The sequence below is a fragment of the Leucobacter holotrichiae genome, from assembly GCF_055791005.1.
This window is the reverse complement of record NZ_JBVUAC010000004.1, coordinates 84941-102706: the sequence shown is the minus strand read 5'-3', so window position 1 is coordinate 102706 and position 17766 is coordinate 84941. Positions and strand designations below refer to the sequence as shown.

Genomic DNA, 17766 nt, shown 5'->3' with positions numbered 1-17766 from the left:
CGTGCCCATGCGGATCGGCTGACGCCGAACTCAACTCTCGCTGTCGTGTACAGCGCTTTCACACGGCTACGAAACGCTGCCGCGTTTCGCACACGCCGCGTGCCCATGCGGATCGGCTGACGCCGAGCCCCGTTCCACCGCCCCTACTCGTCGATCAACTCGTCGAGGCCGGGCACCGGAACCGCCAGCCCATGACGGTGAGCCCGCGCCGAGACCGCCTGCTCGCGCAGCAGCGTGAGCAGTTCGACGGGTCCCGCCATCGTGACGGGTTGCGCCCACAGCGCGACGCGATCCAGCCCTCCCATCCACTCGGCCGCGCGCACCGCATCGCCTCCGATGAGTCGCACTCGATCCGCAGCCGTCCCATCGGCGCCGACGGGACCGGAGACGGCGAGCCTCTCCACCCAGTCGTCGTCTCGCTCGAGGGATACCTCAATCCCTTGCCGCTCGAGGAACGCGGTCACGGCCGTCGGTAGTACCTCGCCCGTGGAGACCGAGATCGGCGCCCGCACCAGCAGCGCCGCGGCAAGCACTCGCACCAGGAGGGCCACACTGCCGCCCTCCGCGAGCCGCAGCTGAGCTGTGACGGGCAGATACCGAATCACGTTGCGCTCGATACCGAGGCCGACCGTGTCGTGCTCCACGCCGAACGACGTTCGCCACGCGAGCGCGTCGGCGAGCGCGGCGCGGCGCACCTCGTCGAACTCCTCGTAGGCGAGCACCGACTGGGCCGCCTCGATGAGCAGCCGCACCTCGGGTTCGAGCCCGCGCAGGTGGAGCGTTTCGCTGCGCGTTCCCTCCCGCAGCTGCCAGGCGCCGAGTGGCAGCAGCCTGTTCGGCCCGCCGCTCAGCGCCGGCAGGCCCATGGCCGCACGGTTCCAGACCCCGCCGGGATGCCGCTCGATGCGCGCCACGGTGGTCGGTCGGTTGATCGCCAGCGAGGCGGCCTCGACGGCTCCGAGCCAGGTCAGAATCTCGTCGGCGTCGTTCGACTGCACCCCGGCCACAGCGCCGCCGCCGGCGTTCTGCAATCGCAGAGCCTCCTCGAACGAGTGCGCATGCGCGATCCCGAGCACGGGCACCCCATGGGCGTCATCCCAGAACGAGGAAGCGGACGAGACTCCGAGCCGCACACCGGGGCTCCACAGCAGCCCCTCGTCGTCGAGCTGCCGGGGCTGCACGAGCCATTCCTCGCCCCGCTCCAGCTCGGTCAGCGCCCGCAGAGCCCCTTCTCCCGGCGGCTCTACCAGCGGGCCCACGTCGAAGCTGAGGGAGTCGGCGCCCCGAGGCTGCGCCGTGTCGCCGACCCGCAGCGCGCGCACCGCGTCTGCAAGGCCGTCGCGGAATCTGCGCGATCGAGCCACACTGCCCAGCAGGATCGCAATGCTCGCCGCGCGAGGATGAGCGCCGGCCGCGTAGAACGCCGAGGCCACCAGGTCTTCGACTGCCCCGTCGAGGTCGGCCGACGGGGCCACGAGCACGCTGCCCCGCGCGTGGAAGCGGCCCTCGATCTGCAGTTCGGGCCGCCGCCTCGCGATCTCGCGGGCCGCAGCGCGGTCGCCGAGCACGATCGCTCGGTCGATCTCAGAGCTCACCGCGAAATCCAGCACCCCGCCCTGCTCGGGCGCGGGCACTATCCTCACCGAGCCCGGCGTGATGCCGCCGATCTCCCACTCCTCGAGCAGCACGGAGGCCGAGCGTCTGAAACGCTGCGGCACCATCCACAGCACGCTGCTGCCGGCCCCGAGTGCCGCGAGCACGGCCTCGGCCTGCGTCGCGAACGGCGTGCGCGCGTCAGCGACGACCAGTGCCATTCCCTCCGAGACGAACGTCGCGCCCCGCACGGCGGCGAGCCCCTCGGTGAGCTGCCCGTAGTAGCGCGCGGCGTCGACGATGTCGCTCACCTCGGTGTCGAGCTCCCCCGCCGGGGCACCGGTGTCGACCGCGAGCGACTGCAGCAGCCGATCTCGCGCCGCGACGACGGCCAGCGCTGCGCGACGCAGCCTCGACGCCCGCGTGCGGGCCGGCTGGCCGCTCCAGGTCTGCCCGGCGGCCCGCTCGACCGCTTCAGCGGGTGCCCCAGGTACAGCGGACGCAGCAGGCTCTGAGGAGGCGGCAGCGCCGGAGGTCGCGGCAGCGCCGCCCGATCCCGTGTCCGCCTCCGCAGAACCCGCGGCATCCGCGCGCTGGCACCCCCGTGCACCCTCGCGCACGTCGGCGGCAGCGCGGACGAGCAGCTCGCGCACCCAGTCGCGGTTGGCGGAAAGGCTGGCGTCGGTGGCCGGCTCACCTGCGAAGCCCGACTCCGAGACGACCGGGATCGGGCGGGGCGGCGTGAGCGATTCGAGGCGCACCTCCCCCGTCGAACCGCGCGTGAGGCCGAGCACCGCAGCCGTCAGGCCGCCCGTGTCGAACCGGGCGGGCTCGTCGGGCGCGCGGTAGAACAGCGCGCTGTCGCGCTCGCTCGGATCCCACTCTCGGGCACGCAGCTGGGTGCGGTGGGAGGCGGGCGCGGGATCGGCCGCCCGTGCAGAGGCCGCCCGGAACGCAGCCCGCTCCACGGCTCTCACCGGAAGCGCCTCTCCGGACGCGGGTTCTGAGACGCGGTCGGGGCTCATCTCAGGGGCAGAGTCGGGATCCGGGGAGGGCGCGGGATCCGGAGAAGCCTCGGGATCCGCGTCGGCCGCCCCGCGCCCCTCGTCCAGAAGCGCGTCGAAACGGGCGATGACGGACTCGGGATCGGCCGCCTCCGCGGCGAACCCGACCAGCATGTCGACGGCCCCGGCGAACTCGCGAGGCGCGACCACGGGGAGCGACATCCGCACCTCCGCGCCCCCGGCGGAGAGCACCTCCGCGAGCCCCGGAGCGAACCCGCTGCGAAGCTGCAGCGAGAACAACCCGGCGGACCCCAGGCGCTCAGCCAGCTCGATGGTGCCGCTCAGCACAAACAGATCCTCCGTCGCGACGACGGGACGCAGCACGGCCGCCCTGGCCGGGTGCAGTGCGAGTTCGATGAGGCGCAGCAGCTGAGCGGTCACCTCCTCGCGATCCTCGAGCACGGGCACCGCGAGCCCGCTCTCGATCGACGCGATGCGCTCGGCGCTCGCCACCCCCGCCACACCGATCACGGCCTCGACGGCGGCTCCGCCGTCGGCGGCCCGCTGCTGAGCCCACCTGCTGAGACGGTCGTAGTGCTCGCGCGACTCAGGCAGCTCGGCCATGATCCTCACGCCGACCCGCACGGGATCGAGGGCCGCATCCGCGAAGGCTCGCACCACGATCTCGGGCAGCACCCGGGCCCAGCGCACGCTTCGCGGCTCGAGGTGCACGGTGGTGCCGTGCTCCGCCGCCGCATCGAGCACGGGGCGAAGAGACCGCACGACCCGGCACACGTCGTCTTCGGCCGTCCAGTCGGAGCCGCCGGGCGCGAGGCGCGCCGGATCGATCACGAGGTGCCCGACCGTCGGCACGGCGCAGAGCGCGACGAGCCTCGCGACCTCGGCCTCGACGCCGGCCGGCCCGTGCACCGCCTCCCCGAGCGGCGTGACGACCGCCGTCACACCCGCCTCCCCGAGGCGTCGTACCGCTTCCGTCAGGCGGCTCAGGCGTGCCGGCCCGGATGAAGCGCCGCCGACCGGGAGCTTCGCCGCGAGCACCAGGTCGGCCACACGGTCGCGCAAGCGCTTCCTCGCCATCGGCAGAATCGCCCAGGGGAACCCGAGCGAAGTCGCTCCCCCGGCGCGCACGGCCAGGCGATCCCGCGCGGGCAGCGACTGCGGCACCTCCTGCGCGACTTCGCGCAACGCCGCAGCCGAAGCGAACACGTCTTCCGTGCTCGCGAGCAGTTCGAGCAGCCGTCGTGTGAACTCGAAGCTCTCGGGCTCACGCCGCATCTCGCGCAGGAAGCCGCGCTGATGCTCGACACCGCGCTCGAGCAGCGCGCCGATCCACTCATCGACGCGCGCCTCGGCCCCGTCGGCCACCACCTGCCACGCGGCCTCGACTTCGAAAGAATCTGCTGCCATGTGCCCACTGTATGGGGCACCTCTGACAAACGTCGGGAGCGCACGCGGTGATCGCCGAAGCACCGTTGCAGACCTTCGGCGCCGCTGTAGACCTCTCGCACCGTTGCAGACCTCCGGCACCGTGCGAGAGATCTACAACGGTGCGAGAGGTCTGCAGCGGCGGGTCGGCGGATGCACGCACGGGCGGACGGCGACGGGCGCAGGCGCCCACGTCGGCGACGGGCGCGCAAACACCCGCCAGCGCGAGCGCGGTTACTCCCCGACGGTCTCCGCCTGGTCGAGGATCTCCTGCGGGATCTCGACGCCCATGCGCTCCGCGGCGCCCGGGTTGACGACGTACGCCAGTTCGGTCGCGAACTCGACGGGCATCTCTGCGGGGTCCTCACCCTTCTGCAGGATGCGGAGCGCCATCTCGCCCGTCTGGCGCCCGAGCGCGACGTAGTCGATGCCGAGCGTGGCGATCGCGCCGCCCTCGACGGTGCCGGATTCGGCGCCGATCACGGGGATCTGCTTCTCCTCGGCGACCTGCACGAGCGACGAGATGCCGCCCACCACCAGGTTGTCGGTGGGCACGTAGATGGCGTCGACGTCGCCGAGAGCATCGGTCGCCTGCGGGATGTCGCTCGCGGTGGTGACGGTCTTCGTCACGATCTCGAGGTCGAGACCGGCGGCGACCTTCTCAGCGGCCTCGACCTGCACCTCGGAGTTGACCTCGCCCGAGGAGTAGACGATACCCACCTTGGCGGCGTCGGGGGCGAGCTCCTTGAGGAGCTCGAACTGCGACTGCAGAGCATCGCTCGGCACGGCGTCGCTGGTGCCGGTGACGTTGCCGCCGGGCTTCGCGTTCGAGTCGACGAGGTCGGCGGTCACCGCGTCGGTGACCGCGGTGAAGAGCACGGGCTTGTCGACGATGGCCTGAGCCGCAGCCTGCGCGGCGGGGGTGGCGACCGCGAGCACGAGGTCGGCGTCCGAGGAGGCGAAGCCCTGCGCGATCGACACGGCGGTGACCTGCTCGCCGTTGGCGTTCTGCAGGTCGAACTCGACCGTCTCGCCCTCGACGTATCCCGCGTCGATGAAGGCCTGCTTGAAGCCTTCGGTGGCCGCATCGAGCGCGGGGTGCTGCAGCAGCTGGCTGATCCCGATGTTCACCTTCTCGAGCTCGCCCTCACCACCTCCCGTGGTGTCGGAGGGCGCGGACGAGCCGGAGCAGGCGCCGAGCGTGAGCGCGGCGACGGCGGTGAGGCTCGCTGCGGCGAGCGCACGGCGGAACGAGGTCTGACGCATGTGTATCGATCCTTCGCAGGTCTACCCGCCGGGACAGCGCCGCGGCGATCTGAGAGATCGGCGCGGAAGAACGCCGATTCCAGCATCGTAGACCGCGCCGCCCCCATTCGCGCAAACCTCGCGCGGTTTCGTGATCGACACGTTGTCTGGGGAGGGGAGGATCACGGTCGCGTTCACGGCCCGGATCCGCCCCTCCCCAGAGACCCCGTCAGGCGAGCAGTGCGCGGTCGTCGAAGCTGGCGCCCTTGATCTTCGCGAACTCCGCGAGCAGCAGCGGCACCGTCAGCTCCCGCTTCTCGGCCTCGGTCGCCTGGAACACGATCCGGCCCTCGTGCATCATGATCAGCCGGTTGCCCAGCTTCAGCGCCTGCTCCATGTTGTGCGTCACCATCAACGTGGTCAGCCCGCCCTGGGCCACGATCCGCTCCGTGAGATCGGTCACCAGCGCCGCCCGCTGCGGATCGAGCGCCGCCGTGTGCTCGTCGAGCAGCAGGATCCGCGGCTGCGTGAAACCCGCCATCAGCAACGACAGCGCCTGACGCTGCCCGCCCGAGAGCAGACCCACCTTCGCCGTGAGCCGGTTCTCGAGACCGAGCTCGAGCGACTTCAGCTCCTCCACGAAGCGCTCCTTACGCGCCTTCGTCACCCCCAGACCGAGCCCCCGCGCTTTACCCCGCTGCAGCGCGAGCGACAGGTTCTGCTCGATCGTGAGATCCGGGGCGGTGCCCGCCATCGGATCCTGGAACACACGCCCCACATACCGAGCCCGCTGATACTCCTTGAGCTTCGTCACCGGCTTGCCGTCCACGGTCAACGACCCCGTGTCGACCGTGTAGCGACCCGCGACCGTGTTCAGCAGCGTCGACTTGCCGGCACCATTCGAACCGATGATGGTCACGAAGTCGCCCTCGTCCAGAGTCAGACTCAGATCGACCAGCGCCTTGCGCTCGTTGATCGTGCCCGCGAAGAACGTCTTCGAAATGCAATCGATATTCAGCATGGCGTTCTACCTCCCCGCCTCGGACACGGTCACCCCGGTCGTCGCGGACGCCACCGGCTCGGGCGCCGGATCCGGATCCTTCGCCCCCGGTCTGCGATTACCGCGATCCCTGAGCGACGGCACCTTCGTCAAGAACCCCCAACGCGGCAGCAGCAGCGCGAGCACCACGAGGATCGCAGTAATAGCGCGCATGTCATTCGGGTTGAGACCGACCGACAGCGCGAAGAAGATGATGAGGCGATAGAGGATCGAGCCGACGAGCACCGCGAGGCTGGCCAGAAAGATGTTGCGCTGGCCGAGCACCGCTTGCCCCAGGATGACCGAGGCGAGGCCGATCAGAATCACGCCGATGCCCATGCTGATGTCGGCGAATCCCTGGTACTGGGCGACGAGCGCGCCGGCGAGCGCGACGAGGCCGTTCGAGATCGCGAGCGTCAGGATCTTCATGCCGTCGGTGTTGACGCCGAAGCTGCGGATCATCTGCTCGTTGTTGCCGGTCGCCTGGATCGCGAGGCCCAGGTCGGTCGATAGGAACCAGTCGACCACGAGCTTCAGCACGAACACCAGCACCGCGAAGATCGCCACGGCGATCCACGTCTTGCCGATCCAGCCGGCGTCGCGCAGCGGCGTCATCAGCGTGTCCTCCCGCAAGAGCGGAGTATTCGCCTTCCCCATGATGCGCAGGTTGATCGACCACAGCGCGATCATCGTCAGGATGCCCGCGAGCAGACCGTCGATCTTGCCCTTCGTGTGCAGCAGGCCCGTGATGACACCCGCGACCACACCGGCCGCCGTACCCGCGAGGGTCGCCACGACGGGGTTCTGCCCTGCCGTAATGAGTGCCGCGGCGACCGCGGCACCGGTGGTGAGGCTGCCGTCGACGGTGAGGTCGGGGAAGTTCAGCACGCGGAACGTGAGGTACACGCCGAGGGCCATGACCCCGTACAGGAGTCCGAGTTCAATCGCACCGATCATGGGATCACTCTACGACGTTCACGGCGCGGTCGACGAGCTCCTGCGGAAGCTCGTAGCCCAGTCGTTCGGCTGCCGCGGGATTGATGGTGAGCTCGAACTCGCTCTGCGTCTCGACGGGCATCGTCGCGGGGTCCTCGCCGTCCTGCAGGATGCGAACGGCCATCTCGCCCGTCTGGTGGCCGAGCTTCTCGTAGTCGATGCCGAGCGTGGCGACCGCGCCGCCCTCGACGTGCTGCGCGTCGGCGCCGACCACCAGGATGCCCCGCTCCTCGGCGACCGACACGATCGAGCCGAGGCCCGAGACCACCAGGTTGTCGCTGGGCGTGTAGATGGCGTCGACGTCGCCGAGCGCCTCGGTGGCCTGCTTGAGCTCGCCCGCGTTGGTGACGGTCTGCTCGACGAGTTCCAGGCCCTCGTCCTTCGCCGCCTCGCGGGCCAGCTTCACCTGCACCTCCGAGTTCACCTCGCCCGAGCTGTAGACCGTGCCGATCTTCTTCGCGTCGGGGTCGATCTCCTTGATGAGCGCGATCTGCTCGGCGACGGGGTTCATGTCGCTCGTGCCTGTCACGTTGCTGCCGGGTTCATCCTCGGATTCGACGATGTCGGCGACGACAGGGTCGGTGACGGCGGTGAACACGACCGGCACGTCGGCGATGTTCTGCATGGCCGCCTGGGCCGATGGCGTGGCGACGGCCAGCACGAGATCGAGCTCATCCCCGGCGAACGTCTGCGCGATGGTCGTAGCGGTCGGCACCTCGCCGTTCGCGTTCTGCTCCTTGAACTCGACGGACTCACCCTCGACGTAGCCGGCGTCTGCGAAGGCCTGCTTGAAGCCCTCGACGGCGGCGTCGAGCGGCGGGGCCTGCACGAACTGGCTGATGCCGACGGTGAGCTTCTCGCCGCCTCCTTCGTTGCCGCCGGCTTCATCGCCGGTGCTCGAGCACGCGCTCAGTGCGAGGGCCGCGGTGGCGACGCCCGCGACGGCGATCGCGAGGCGACGGTTTCGGATGATTGCCATGGTGTTCCTCAACTCGAGTGAAACTGGTGGAGCACCCGGGCGGGATTGCACCGGGCGAAAGCTGACAACACGGTGCTGGAGCACAGCACCGTCGCTGTTGCATGTGATGCTAATTCAGCCGGAATCCGAACTACAAGCTGCCAACTCCTCTCTAGACAGATAGGACACTTGAGGCAGCAGAATCAGCGATCAGCTATACATATTGACTAATTCAGGGGCGAGAGTGCGCCGAGCACGGCGTCGTTCTCCTCGGGCAGGCCCACGGTCACGCGCACCCCTTCGCCCGGGAAGCAGCGGACGGAGACGCCCTGCCGTTCGAGCGCCTCGGCGATCCGCACGCTCTCCTCCCCCGCCGGCAGCCACACGAAGTTCGCCTGCGACGGCACCGGCTCGAGTCCCGCCGCACCCAGTCCCTCGAACAGCCGCGCCCGCTCGCGCACCAGGTCGTCGATGCGCTCGTCGAGCTCGGCCTCGGCGGCGAGGGACAGCACCGCCGCCTCCTGCGCCAGGCGCGAGACCCCGAACGGCAGCGCGACCTTGCGCAGCGCCTCCGCGACCTCCGGGCGGGCGATGGCGTAGCCGATGCGCAGACCCGCGAGTCCGTAAGCCTTCGAGAACGTGTGCAGCACGGCCACGTTCGGGTAGCGACGGAAGAACTCGATGCCGCTGGGAGATTCGGGATCCCGGTCGAAATGCACATACGCCTCGTCGATCACCACGAGCACCCGCTCTGGCACCGCCGCCAAGAATGCCTCGAGTTCGGCCCGGCTGACCACCGTGCCCGTCGGGTTGTTCGGGTTGCAGACGAAGACGATGCCCGTGCGCTCGGTGACGGCCGCGGCCATGGCGGGGAGGTCGTGCCGTGCGTCGGCGTCGAGCGGCACCTCCACCGGCACCGCACCCGCCACCCGCGTGAGGATCGGATAGGCCTCGAACGACCGCCAGGCGAACACGACCTCGTCGCCCGGCCCGGCCAACGCGTGGATCAGCTGCGCGGCGACCTCGACCGAACCCGCGCCGAGCACGATGTTGTCGGATTCGACCTCGAAGCGCTCGGCCAGCGCCGACGTGATCTCGGGTGCCGCGATGCTCGGATAGCGGGCGAGCGATGCGGGGAGCGCCTCGGCGAGGTGCTCGGTCACCGACGTCAGCGGGGGGTAGGGGTTCTCGTTCGACGAGAGCTTGATACTGCGGCCGCCCGGTCCGGCAGGCGCTGGCTTGCCCGCCCGGTAGGCGGCGATGCGCTCGAGCCCGGGACGGAAACGGTGGTCGGTACTCGCCTGGTACTGGAAGGTCATCTTCGACGCTCTCTCTTCGTGGGGCAGTTGACCCGCGCCACTCTAGAGAGCCTTCCGGGAGCGGTCAAACGGCAGTGGATTCCGTCGGCAGTATGCTCATTACGTATAGCAGGATCCCGAATCCGTTATACATATTGCCCACATCAAGGAGGATGCATGCCCATCGACCAGCTCGACGCACGACTCATCACCCTCATCAGCGAGGAGGCGGGTATCTCGGTGGTCGAGTGCGCCCGCCGGCTCGGGGTCGCACGAGCCACCGCGCAGGGCCGCCTCGACCGGCTGCGCCGCTCCGGCGTGATCTCCTCGATGGCGCCGCACATCGATCCGGCAGCCCTCGGGTATCCGATCCGCGCGTTCTGCTCGCTGCTCATCCATCAGTCGGTGGGGCACCAGAAGGTGGCCGAGGGGCTGGCGAGGATCCCCGAACTGCTCGATCTGCACACGGCCACGGGCGATACCGACATGACCACCTCGGTGGTCGCCCGCTCCACTCAGGATCTGCAGCGCGTGCTCGACCTCATCTCGCACACGCCAGGGGTCGCGCGGGTGTCCTCCCGGCTCGCGCTCGGCACCCACTTCGAGGGGCGCACACTGCCCCTCGTGCAGGCCGCGGTGGAGTAGGAGGTCTTCAGAGGTCGAGCAGGTCGAGCGCCTGCACCTTCCGGTGGCTCACCAGGCTCGAGAGGATCACCGAGCTCTTGGTGCGGGTCACGGCCGGGCACTCGGAGATGGCGAGCAGCACCTCCTGCAGGTGCTGCGTGCTGCGCGCGACGACGCGGCACTGCACGTCCGCACTCCCGGTGGTGGCGAACGCCTCGATCACCTGGGGCATGCGAGCGAGATGGTCCCGGATCAGATCGATCTCGCCCTGCTGCACGTTGAGCTGCACCCAGGCCTGCACTTCGAAGCCCATCGAGGCGAGGTCGAGCTGCGTCTCATGCCCGATGATGATCCCGCTGTCCCAGAGCCGATCGAGCCGGGCCTTGAAGGTCGTGCGCGAGACGCCGACGGCCTCGGCCATCTCCCCGAGCGTGGCGCGCGGATCGTCCCGGAGCGCACGGAGCACCCGCCGGTCCAGGTCGTCGATCACCTGACTCGCCTCACGTCCCACGATTGCTCCCCACTGCTTCGATCCGCACCCGGACCCCATACACCGACATTCTAATGGCATAGCCACCTCACGCTTTCCGAAATTTCAAACAGAAGCCGCCTATGCTTGCATTTTGATAAGCAGATATGTAACTTGGTGTGCGTATTGAACGCAGAGAGGCGTTCGATGGACGTTTAGGAGACAGCATGAATCTCGGCATTACCCTGATGATCATCGCCTACCTGGTGGTGATGTTCCTCATCGCGGCCTGGCTTCGGAAGCGGGTCAAGGACGACACCGACTACCTGCTCGCCGGCCGCAAGATGGGCGCGGGCCTCATCGCGATCATGCTCCTCGCCACGAACTTCGGCGGCGCCTTCGTGCTCGGCACCAGCCAGGACGCCTACTCGGTGGGCTTCGCGGCCATATCGTTCGCCGTCGGCATCTTCGTCGGCCTCGTATTCCTCGCGCTCTTCGTGGCGAAGCGGGTTCGAGCAGGATCCTTCGTCACCGTTCCCGAGTTCCTCGAGCACCGCTTCACGAGCCGCCCGGTCCGCCTGCTCGCCTCCGCCCTCTCGATCCTGGCGCTCACCGGCATCCTCGCCGGGCAGGTCGGCGCCGCCGCCTCGTCGCTCACCGCGCTCGGCCTCACCCACACCTGGGGCGCGATCGTGGGCATCGTGCTGATCATCGCCTTCACCGTCCTCTCGGGCATGTGGGGCGTCGCCATCACCGACGCGATCCAGTTCGTCGTCATCGTGGCGGGACTCGTCATCGTGACGGTCATCGCCGTCGGCGCAGCGGGCGGCTTCACGACGATCGCCGAGACCTTCGCGACCGCGGGTGTCTCACAGCCGTTCAACCCGCTGAATCAGGGCTGGTCGTTCTTCCTCGGAGCCGCGCTCCCCGTCGTCGTCCACAAGCTCGTCGGACAGGACGTGATGCAGCGGGTCTTCTCGGCGAAATCGGCCCGCTCCGCAGCCGCGGGCGCCGGCATCGCGGGGGCGCTCACGGCGCTCTTCGCCGTCGTACCGGCCCTCGCCGGCATGGCCGCGCGCGTGCTCTTCCCCGATCTCGATCCCACCGTCGGGGTGATGCCGGCCCTCATCAGCAACGTGCTGCCCGTGTGGGCGGCGGGCATCCTGGTCGCCGCGATCATCTCGGCCGTGGTCTCGACCGCCGACGCACTGCTCCTCGCAGCGGTCAGCAACATCTCCAACGACTTCCTGCTCCGCATCAAGAGCGTGCGCGACGACCCGAAGCGGCAGCTGCGCTGGTCCCGCATCCTCACCGTGGCGCTTGGACTGCTCGCACTCGGATTCTCACTGCTGGTGCCCGGCATCATCCAGGTGCTCACCATGGCCTTCACGATGTACGGCTCCGGCGTGTTCGTCTCCTTCATCTTCGGGCTCTTCACCCGCTTCGGAGGGCGCTGGGCCTCTCTCACCTCGATGGTCGGCGGCGCTCTCACCGGGCTCCTGGGCCTCACAGGCCTCGTGACCGTCCCAGGCCTGCCACCCATCGTGCTCGCCGTCGCCGTCTCTCTCGTGATCTACGCGATCGTCGCCGTCGCCGCCCGCGAGACCTCGACGCGCCGGGCCGCCCCCTCCGAGCAGGAGGCCCAGCATGTCTGACGCGCCGCAGACCGTCATCGTCACCGGCGCCGGATCGGGGATCGGCCTCGCGATCGCTGATCGCCTCGCCTCCGAGGGAGCCCGCGTGATCCGCCTGAGCCGCAGCGCGGCGCCGGGAATACTCCCGTTCGACGTCACCGATGAGGTCGCCTGGGAGGGACTCGCACACGACGGGGTCACCGGGCTGGTGCACGCCGCGGGTATCCGCGAGCGCAGTCCGCTCGCCGACACCGGAGTGGAATCGTTCCGGCGCGTGCTCGATACGAATGCCACCGGCACCTTCCTCGCGCTGCGCTGGGCCGCCCGCCGACCACGGCAGCCGGGCGGCGAGCCCGCGCCGCTCTCGGTCGTGACCCTCTCATCGGCCGTGGTCGAGCGCCTCCCCGAGCACCAGCTCGCCTACAACGCCTCCAAGGCCGCCATCAACGTGCTCACCCGCTCCGCCGCGCGCGAGCTGGCCCCGGCGGGCGTGCGCGTGAACGCCATCGCTCCGGGCTCGATCCTCACCCCCATGACGGAAGCCGGATGGGCCGACAACGCCCACGCGGCCCGCATGAGAACCGAGATCCCCGCCGGCCGCCCCGGCACGTCGGAGGAGATCGCCTCCGTCGCCTCGTTCCTGCTGAGCGACGCCAGTTCGTATATGACAGGCTCGGTAGTGACGGTCGACGGCGGGTGGGCGGCCTGAGAGCCGATCCCTCGCACACCACCACAGAAAGGAACACCGTGACACACGATCCCTATGCGGCACTCCCCGAAGTGCCCTCGTTCGCACTCGACTCCACCAGCTTCGCCGACGGGGAGCGCCTGCCGCTGCCCCAGGTGTCGGGCATGGTGGGCACGGGCGGCGGAGACGCCTCGCCCCAGCTGAGCTGGTCGGGGTTCCCCGAGGGCACCAAGAGCTTCGCACTGACCTGCTTCGATCCCGACGCCCCCACGGCCAGCGGCTTCTGGCACTTGGCCGCCTACAACATCCCGCTCTCCGTCACGGAGCTCGCAGAGGGCGCGATCACCGTCGAGGATCGCTCCGGGCTCCCCGAGGCCGCGTCGCTGCTGCGCAACGACGGCGGCGTGCGAGGGTTCGTCGGCGCCGCCCCGCCCCCCGGGCACGGCGACCACCGCTACATGTTCGTCGTGCACGCCCTCGACGTCGAGAAGCTCGAACTCGATGACCTCGCGTCACCCGCATTCCTCGGATTCCAGATGTTCGGGCACACGCTCGGCCGGGCCCGGCTTACGGGCACCTTCGGGCACTGATCCGACGAACACCCCGTCGATATGACGCGTGCAGCCCCTTCCCACTGCGGGAGGGGCCGCACGCGTCATCTCGGCGGCGGGGCCGAGCAGCCGAGCGCGGCGGCGAGGCGGGCGAGCGCGGCGCCCGCCCGCCCTCAGACCGCCAGCGCCCGCTCGACCGCTCCGAGCGAGCGCTCGAGCGCGGGCCGGGGGTCGAACGCGTAGGATCCGTCGCCGAACAGCTCGACCGTCATCCACCCCTCGTACCCGTGCCGAGCCAGCGCCGAGAGGATCGTCTCGAGCGGCAGCTCCCCGTCGCCCCAGGCGAGGTGCCCCGCCGGGGCGCCATCGATGAGGTGCACGTGGCGCACGCGCTCGCCGAGCAGCTCGAAGTAGCCGTCGACGTCGTCGCCCGCCACCGCCATGGCGACCGTGTCGAGCGCCACGCCGAGGTTCCGCGCCCCGACGTCGTCGAGCGCACGCGCCGCGTCGGCGGCCGTGTTGACGAGATTCGACTCCACGCGCTGCAGCGGCTCGAGCAGGCACTCGAGGCCCAGCCGATCCGCGTACTCCACGATCTCACCCAGCGCGTCGACCGACCGCCGCCAGGCCACCGCCTCAGGCTCGCTCTCGAACCCGCGGCCCGGCGTGAGGAAGAGCTTCGGAGCCCCGAACTCCACCGCGAGCTCCGCGGCCCGCCGGAACATCGCGATGCTCTCGGCGCGCAGTCGGCTGTCGGGCGAGGCGATGTTCACGGGGTACATCACCTGCTCGGGTGTGAAGCAGACGATCTCGAGGCCCCGCGCCGCAGCCTCCCTCCGCACCGCCCGCGCCTCGGCATCGCTCAGCCACGGCACGTGAAGCTGCGGAGCGATCCCCCACAGCTCCACGCCCGTGCGGCCGAGCTCGGCGAGGTCGTCGAAGCACTCGGCGAGCGTCCGGTGCTGGTAGGAGAAGTTGGATCCGCTGATCTGCGCGAGTGAGAGCATCACGCGCCCCTTACTTGCCCACGCCGTCGGCGAGGCCCTTGACGAAGTACCGCTGGCAGGCCAGGAACAGCACGATCACGGGCACCGCCGCGATGACCATGCCGGCGAACACCACCGGATAGTCGGTGCCGTGCTTGCTCATCAGGCTCGTGAGGCCGACGGGCAGCGGCTGCACCCCGGTGCCGCTCGTGAAGACCATCGCGAAGAGGTACTCGTTCCACGCGAACAGCACGTGCAGCAGCACCGTGGAGACGAGGATCGGCCGGCACATGGGCAGGATGATCCGCCAGAACGTCGTCCACCGGCTCGCACCGTCGATCTGCGCGGCCTCGTCCACCTCGCTCGGCAGGTCGACCATGTACGAGCGGATGAGGAAGGTGGTGAAGGGGATTCTGAACGCGGTGTAGAGGATCATGAGCGCCCAGAACGTGTTGTAGAGCCCCATCGCCTGGAACATCTTCACCAGCGGCACGAGCGCGACGGTCGGGGCGAGCATGAGGCCGCCGAGGACGATCCCCGTCCAGACGCCGTTGAAGGGAATGCGCACGCGGGTGAGACCGTACGCCGCCCACGCGCTCACGAACACGGTGGTGATGGTCGAGGTGATCGTGACGAGCACGCTCGTCATCAGGTAGTTGCTCACGCCCCGGTTCCACGCCTTGACGTAGTTCTCCCAGCTCCACTGCTGCGGCATGGCGAACGGGTTGCCGAACAGCTCGGTGTTCGTCTTGAAACCGTTGAACACCATCCAGAGCAGGGGGTAGAGCACGATCACGACGAGCCCGATGAGCAACGACCAGACCAGGATCCGCCCGATGATCCCCAGGAATCCCAGCTTGCCGATGCGCGACCGCCCGGGCGGCACCGCCAGCAGCACTGCGGTTTCAGTACTCATACCTCGACCCTCCGCTTCCTCGTGTACCACAGCTGCAGCAGGCCGATCGCGAGCGACAGCACGAAGATGACCACGGCGATCGCCGCCGCGTAGCCGAAGTCGTTGCGCACGAAACCGTTGCGGTACAGCCAGGTGCCGAGCACCTGCGTGGAGTTGTTGGGGCCTCCCGTGGTCATCACCATGACCTCGTTGAAGACCTGGAACGCACCCGAGATGGTCACGATCATCATCAGACCCGACATCTCGCGCACCAGCGGCACCGTGATGGTGAAGAAGCGGCGCACGCCTCCGATGCCGTCGAGCTGCGCCGCTTCGTAGAGCTCGGAGGGGATGCGCTGGATCGCCACCGTGAAGAGCAGCGCCGAGTACCCGAAGCCCTGCCACTGGCTCATCGCGATGATGCCCATCATCGCCGTGCTCTCCTGACCGAGCCAGGGCTGCGCGAGGGCGTGCAGGCCGATGGAGTCGAGGAAGCTGTTGAGCATGCCGATGTTCGGCTCGTAGATGAAGTAGAACAGCAGACCGGAAACGGTGATAGAGATGGCCGACGGGATGAAGTAGATGGTGCGCAGCGCGTTGCGGGTGCGCCTGCTGCGCACGCTCTCGACGAGGGCCGCGATCACGAGCGCCACACCGACCTGGAATACGATCGATACGAGCGCGTAGAGCAGGTTGTTGCCGAGCGATCGCCAGAAGACCGGATCGTCGAGCAGGCGCTCGAAGTTCTTCGCACCGACGAACTCGTTCGTGCCCGAGTAGATATCCCACTCGGAGGCCGCGAAGCCGAAGTTCTGGATCAGCGGAACGTAGACGAATCCGATCAGGATCAGGATCGCCGGGGCGAGCCAGAGGAGTCCCCTGGCGCTGGTGAGGCGTGAGTGCATGTTGCTTCCCTCGGTACTGCGTCGACGTGCGCTGCGCGGCCGTGGCGCGGACTTCGCGCTCCGGCCCCGCGGCGCGTGGTCAGCGAGCGCTCTCGTTCGCCTTCTGGACGCTCTCGAGGATCTGCTCGGGCGAGGAGTCGCCGCTGATCAGCGCCTCGCCGCCCGCGAGCCACGCGTCGGCGACCTCGGGAACCGTCACCGTGTCGAGCCAGACCACGATCTGGGACGCCTCGTTGACCTGGGTGATGCCGTCGTAGACGGCGGCACTCGAGGTCTCCTCGGTGACCGCATCGATCACGGTGCTCGGCTGGCCGTAGGGCGGCGAGGAGAGCGTCTTCGCGTTCTCGGGGTTGGTGACGAACTTCATGAAGTCGACGGCGAGCGCGGCGCGGGGCGACTTGTTGTTGATGAGGTAGCCCTCGGGCGAGCCCTCGATCGCGTCGGGATCGCCATTCGCCCCCTCGGGCACCGGCAGCTTGAAGATGCCGAAGTTCTCAGGGGTGAGGGTGTCGCCGGAGGTGAGCTGGTCGAACTCGAGGATCTCCTGGTAGTACATCGCCGCGCGGCCGCCGGCAAGCGCCTCCTGCGCGGTCGTGTAGAGCACGCCGTTGGTGCCCTTGCCGGAGTCGGTGCACTCGGTCACGAGCTGCTCGAATTCCTCGAGCGACTTCACGTAGCCCGGGTCGTCCCACTTGGCGGTCTCGGGATCGAAGTCGGCGTTGAGGGTGCCGCTCGGCACGTTGTAGGCGAACAGCTGCTGCAGGTAGTGCAGACCCGGCCAGCCGTCCTTGTTGCCGAAGGCGATGGGCTCGTAACCGGCGTCGCGCAGCGGGCCGCAGCTGTCGATGAGCCCCTCGAAGGTGGTGGGCACTTCGATGCCGGCCGCGGCGAAGGCGTCTTTGTTGTACCCCATGAACTTGCCGTTGTTGTAGAGCGGGATGCCGTAGTACTTGCCGTCGTACTTGAAGGCGTCGAGCGAGGCTTCGCCGAAGGTATCGCCCCACTCGGTGCCCGGCGCGATGACTTCGCTGAGGTCGGCGGCCAGGCCGCCGTCGACGAAGTTCTGAGCCCAGGTGCCGGTCCAGGTGAAGTAGATGTCGGGGAGCGCGCCCGACGCCGTCAGGGTCTTCGTCTTGTCCTTGACCGACTGATCCGTCTCCTGGATCAGTTCGAATTCGACGTCGGGGTGCTCTTCCTGATAGGCCGCAGCGAGGTCCTCGAAGTAGGGGCCGAGCGGTTCACCGGCGAACTTCGTGAGAATGCTGAGCTTGCCGGAGAACTCGGGTTCGGCAGTCACGTCTGCCTCCGCGCCGCTGTTGCCCCCGCCCGCGCACGCGCTCAGCATGAGGGCGGCTCCGACCGCCAGTACCGCCAGAGTGGTCTTCTTCCGTTGCATGTGTATGCCCCTCCTCGTTGAGAGCGCCGCTTCAGCACG

Annotated in this window: 15 protein-coding genes; 4 read left to right on the top strand and 11 right to left on the bottom strand. The window is 69.0% G+C overall.

The window, feature by feature from the left end; translation table 11 throughout:
- Positions 1-143 precede the first annotated feature (143 nt).
- The 6 genes from AC0KXF_RS07085 to hisC all read right to left on the bottom strand — a co-directional run bounded on the left by AC0KXF_RS07085 (position 144) and on the right by hisC (position 9600).
- Positions 144-4025 carry a proline dehydrogenase family protein gene (locus tag AC0KXF_RS07085; protein WP_473108504.1) on the bottom strand — a complete coding sequence of 1294 codons (3882 nt, stop codon included), beginning with the start codon at positions 4023-4025 and terminating at the stop codon, positions 144-146.
- Positions 4026-4277: 252 nt separating this feature from the next.
- Positions 4278-5309 (bottom strand): ABC transporter substrate-binding protein, encoded by a 1032-nt coding sequence (locus tag AC0KXF_RS07080; RefSeq protein WP_473108503.1) that lies wholly within the window; start codon positions 5307-5309, stop codon positions 4278-4280.
- Between the two features lie 208 nt (positions 5310-5517).
- Positions 5518-6309, bottom strand: a complete 792-nt coding sequence (locus AC0KXF_RS07075; protein ID WP_473108502.1) for an ABC transporter ATP-binding protein — start codon at positions 6307-6309, stop codon at positions 5518-5520.
- Between the two features lie 6 nt (positions 6310-6315).
- Positions 6316-7284: an ABC transporter permease gene (locus tag AC0KXF_RS07070; protein WP_473108501.1), complete on the bottom strand. Its 969-nt coding sequence runs from the start codon at positions 7282-7284 to the stop codon at positions 6316-6318.
- A gap of 4 nt (positions 7285-7288) precedes the next feature.
- The gene (locus AC0KXF_RS07065) at positions 7289-8302 is read right to left on the bottom strand and encodes an ABC transporter substrate-binding protein (RefSeq protein WP_473108500.1); all 1014 of its coding nucleotides are present in this window, start codon (positions 8300-8302) and stop codon (positions 7289-7291) included.
- 206 nt (positions 8303-8508) lie between these two features.
- On the bottom strand, positions 8509-9600 hold the full coding sequence (hisC, locus tag AC0KXF_RS07060) for a histidinol-phosphate transaminase (RefSeq protein ID WP_473108499.1): 1092 nt from the start codon (positions 9598-9600) through the stop codon (positions 8509-8511).
- A 156-nt stretch (positions 9601-9756) separates the two neighbouring features.
- Here hisC and AC0KXF_RS07055 point away from each other — a divergent pair, with 156 nt between their 5' ends.
- Complete coding sequence (locus AC0KXF_RS07055; RefSeq protein ID WP_473108498.1) at positions 9757-10224, top strand: Lrp/AsnC family transcriptional regulator; 468 nt, start codon at positions 9757-9759, stop codon at positions 10222-10224.
- 7 nt (positions 10225-10231) lie between these two features.
- Here AC0KXF_RS07055 and AC0KXF_RS07050 read toward each other — a convergent pair whose 3' ends face one another.
- A complete protein-coding gene (locus tag AC0KXF_RS07050; RefSeq protein ID WP_473108497.1) occupies positions 10232-10693 on the bottom strand; it encodes an Lrp/AsnC family transcriptional regulator in 462 nt (153 codons plus the stop codon).
- A gap of 206 nt (positions 10694-10899) precedes the next feature.
- On the opposite strand from AC0KXF_RS07050, the gene AC0KXF_RS07045 reads away from it, so the two are divergent.
- Genes AC0KXF_RS07045 through AC0KXF_RS07035 form a run of 3 tightly spaced genes read left to right on the top strand, consistent with a single transcriptional unit; the run spans position 10900 to position 13584 of the window.
- A complete protein-coding gene (locus AC0KXF_RS07045) occupies positions 10900-12327 on the top strand; it encodes a sodium:solute symporter family protein (RefSeq protein WP_473108496.1) in 1428 nt (475 codons plus the stop codon).
- A complete protein-coding gene (locus tag AC0KXF_RS07040) occupies positions 12320-13015 on the top strand; it encodes an SDR family NAD(P)-dependent oxidoreductase (RefSeq protein WP_473108495.1) in 696 nt (231 codons plus the stop codon). Before AC0KXF_RS07045 ends, AC0KXF_RS07040 begins: the two co-directional genes overlap by 8 nt.
- A gap of 38 nt (positions 13016-13053) precedes the next feature.
- Complete coding sequence (locus AC0KXF_RS07035) at positions 13054-13584, top strand: YbhB/YbcL family Raf kinase inhibitor-like protein (protein WP_473108494.1); 531 nt, start codon at positions 13054-13056, stop codon at positions 13582-13584.
- A gap of 134 nt (positions 13585-13718) precedes the next feature.
- Here AC0KXF_RS07035 and AC0KXF_RS07030 read toward each other — a convergent pair whose 3' ends face one another.
- From AC0KXF_RS07030 to AC0KXF_RS07015, 4 genes are all read right to left on the bottom strand, one after another.
- Complete coding sequence (locus AC0KXF_RS07030) at positions 13719-14552, bottom strand: sugar phosphate isomerase/epimerase family protein (protein WP_473108493.1); 834 nt, start codon at positions 14550-14552, stop codon at positions 13719-13721.
- Positions 14553-14562: 10 nt separating this feature from the next.
- The gene (locus AC0KXF_RS07025; RefSeq protein ID WP_473108492.1) at positions 14563-15447 is read right to left on the bottom strand and encodes a carbohydrate ABC transporter permease; all 885 of its coding nucleotides are present in this window, start codon (positions 15445-15447) and stop codon (positions 14563-14565) included.
- Positions 15444-16331, bottom strand: a complete 888-nt coding sequence (locus tag AC0KXF_RS07020) for a carbohydrate ABC transporter permease (RefSeq protein WP_473108491.1) — start codon at positions 16329-16331, stop codon at positions 15444-15446. Before AC0KXF_RS07020 ends, AC0KXF_RS07025 begins: the two co-directional genes overlap by 4 nt.
- Positions 16332-16410: 79 nt before the next feature.
- Positions 16411-17727, bottom strand: a complete 1317-nt coding sequence (locus AC0KXF_RS07015) for an ABC transporter substrate-binding protein (RefSeq protein ID WP_473108490.1) — start codon at positions 17725-17727, stop codon at positions 16411-16413.
- Positions 17728-17766: the final 39 nt, after the last annotated feature.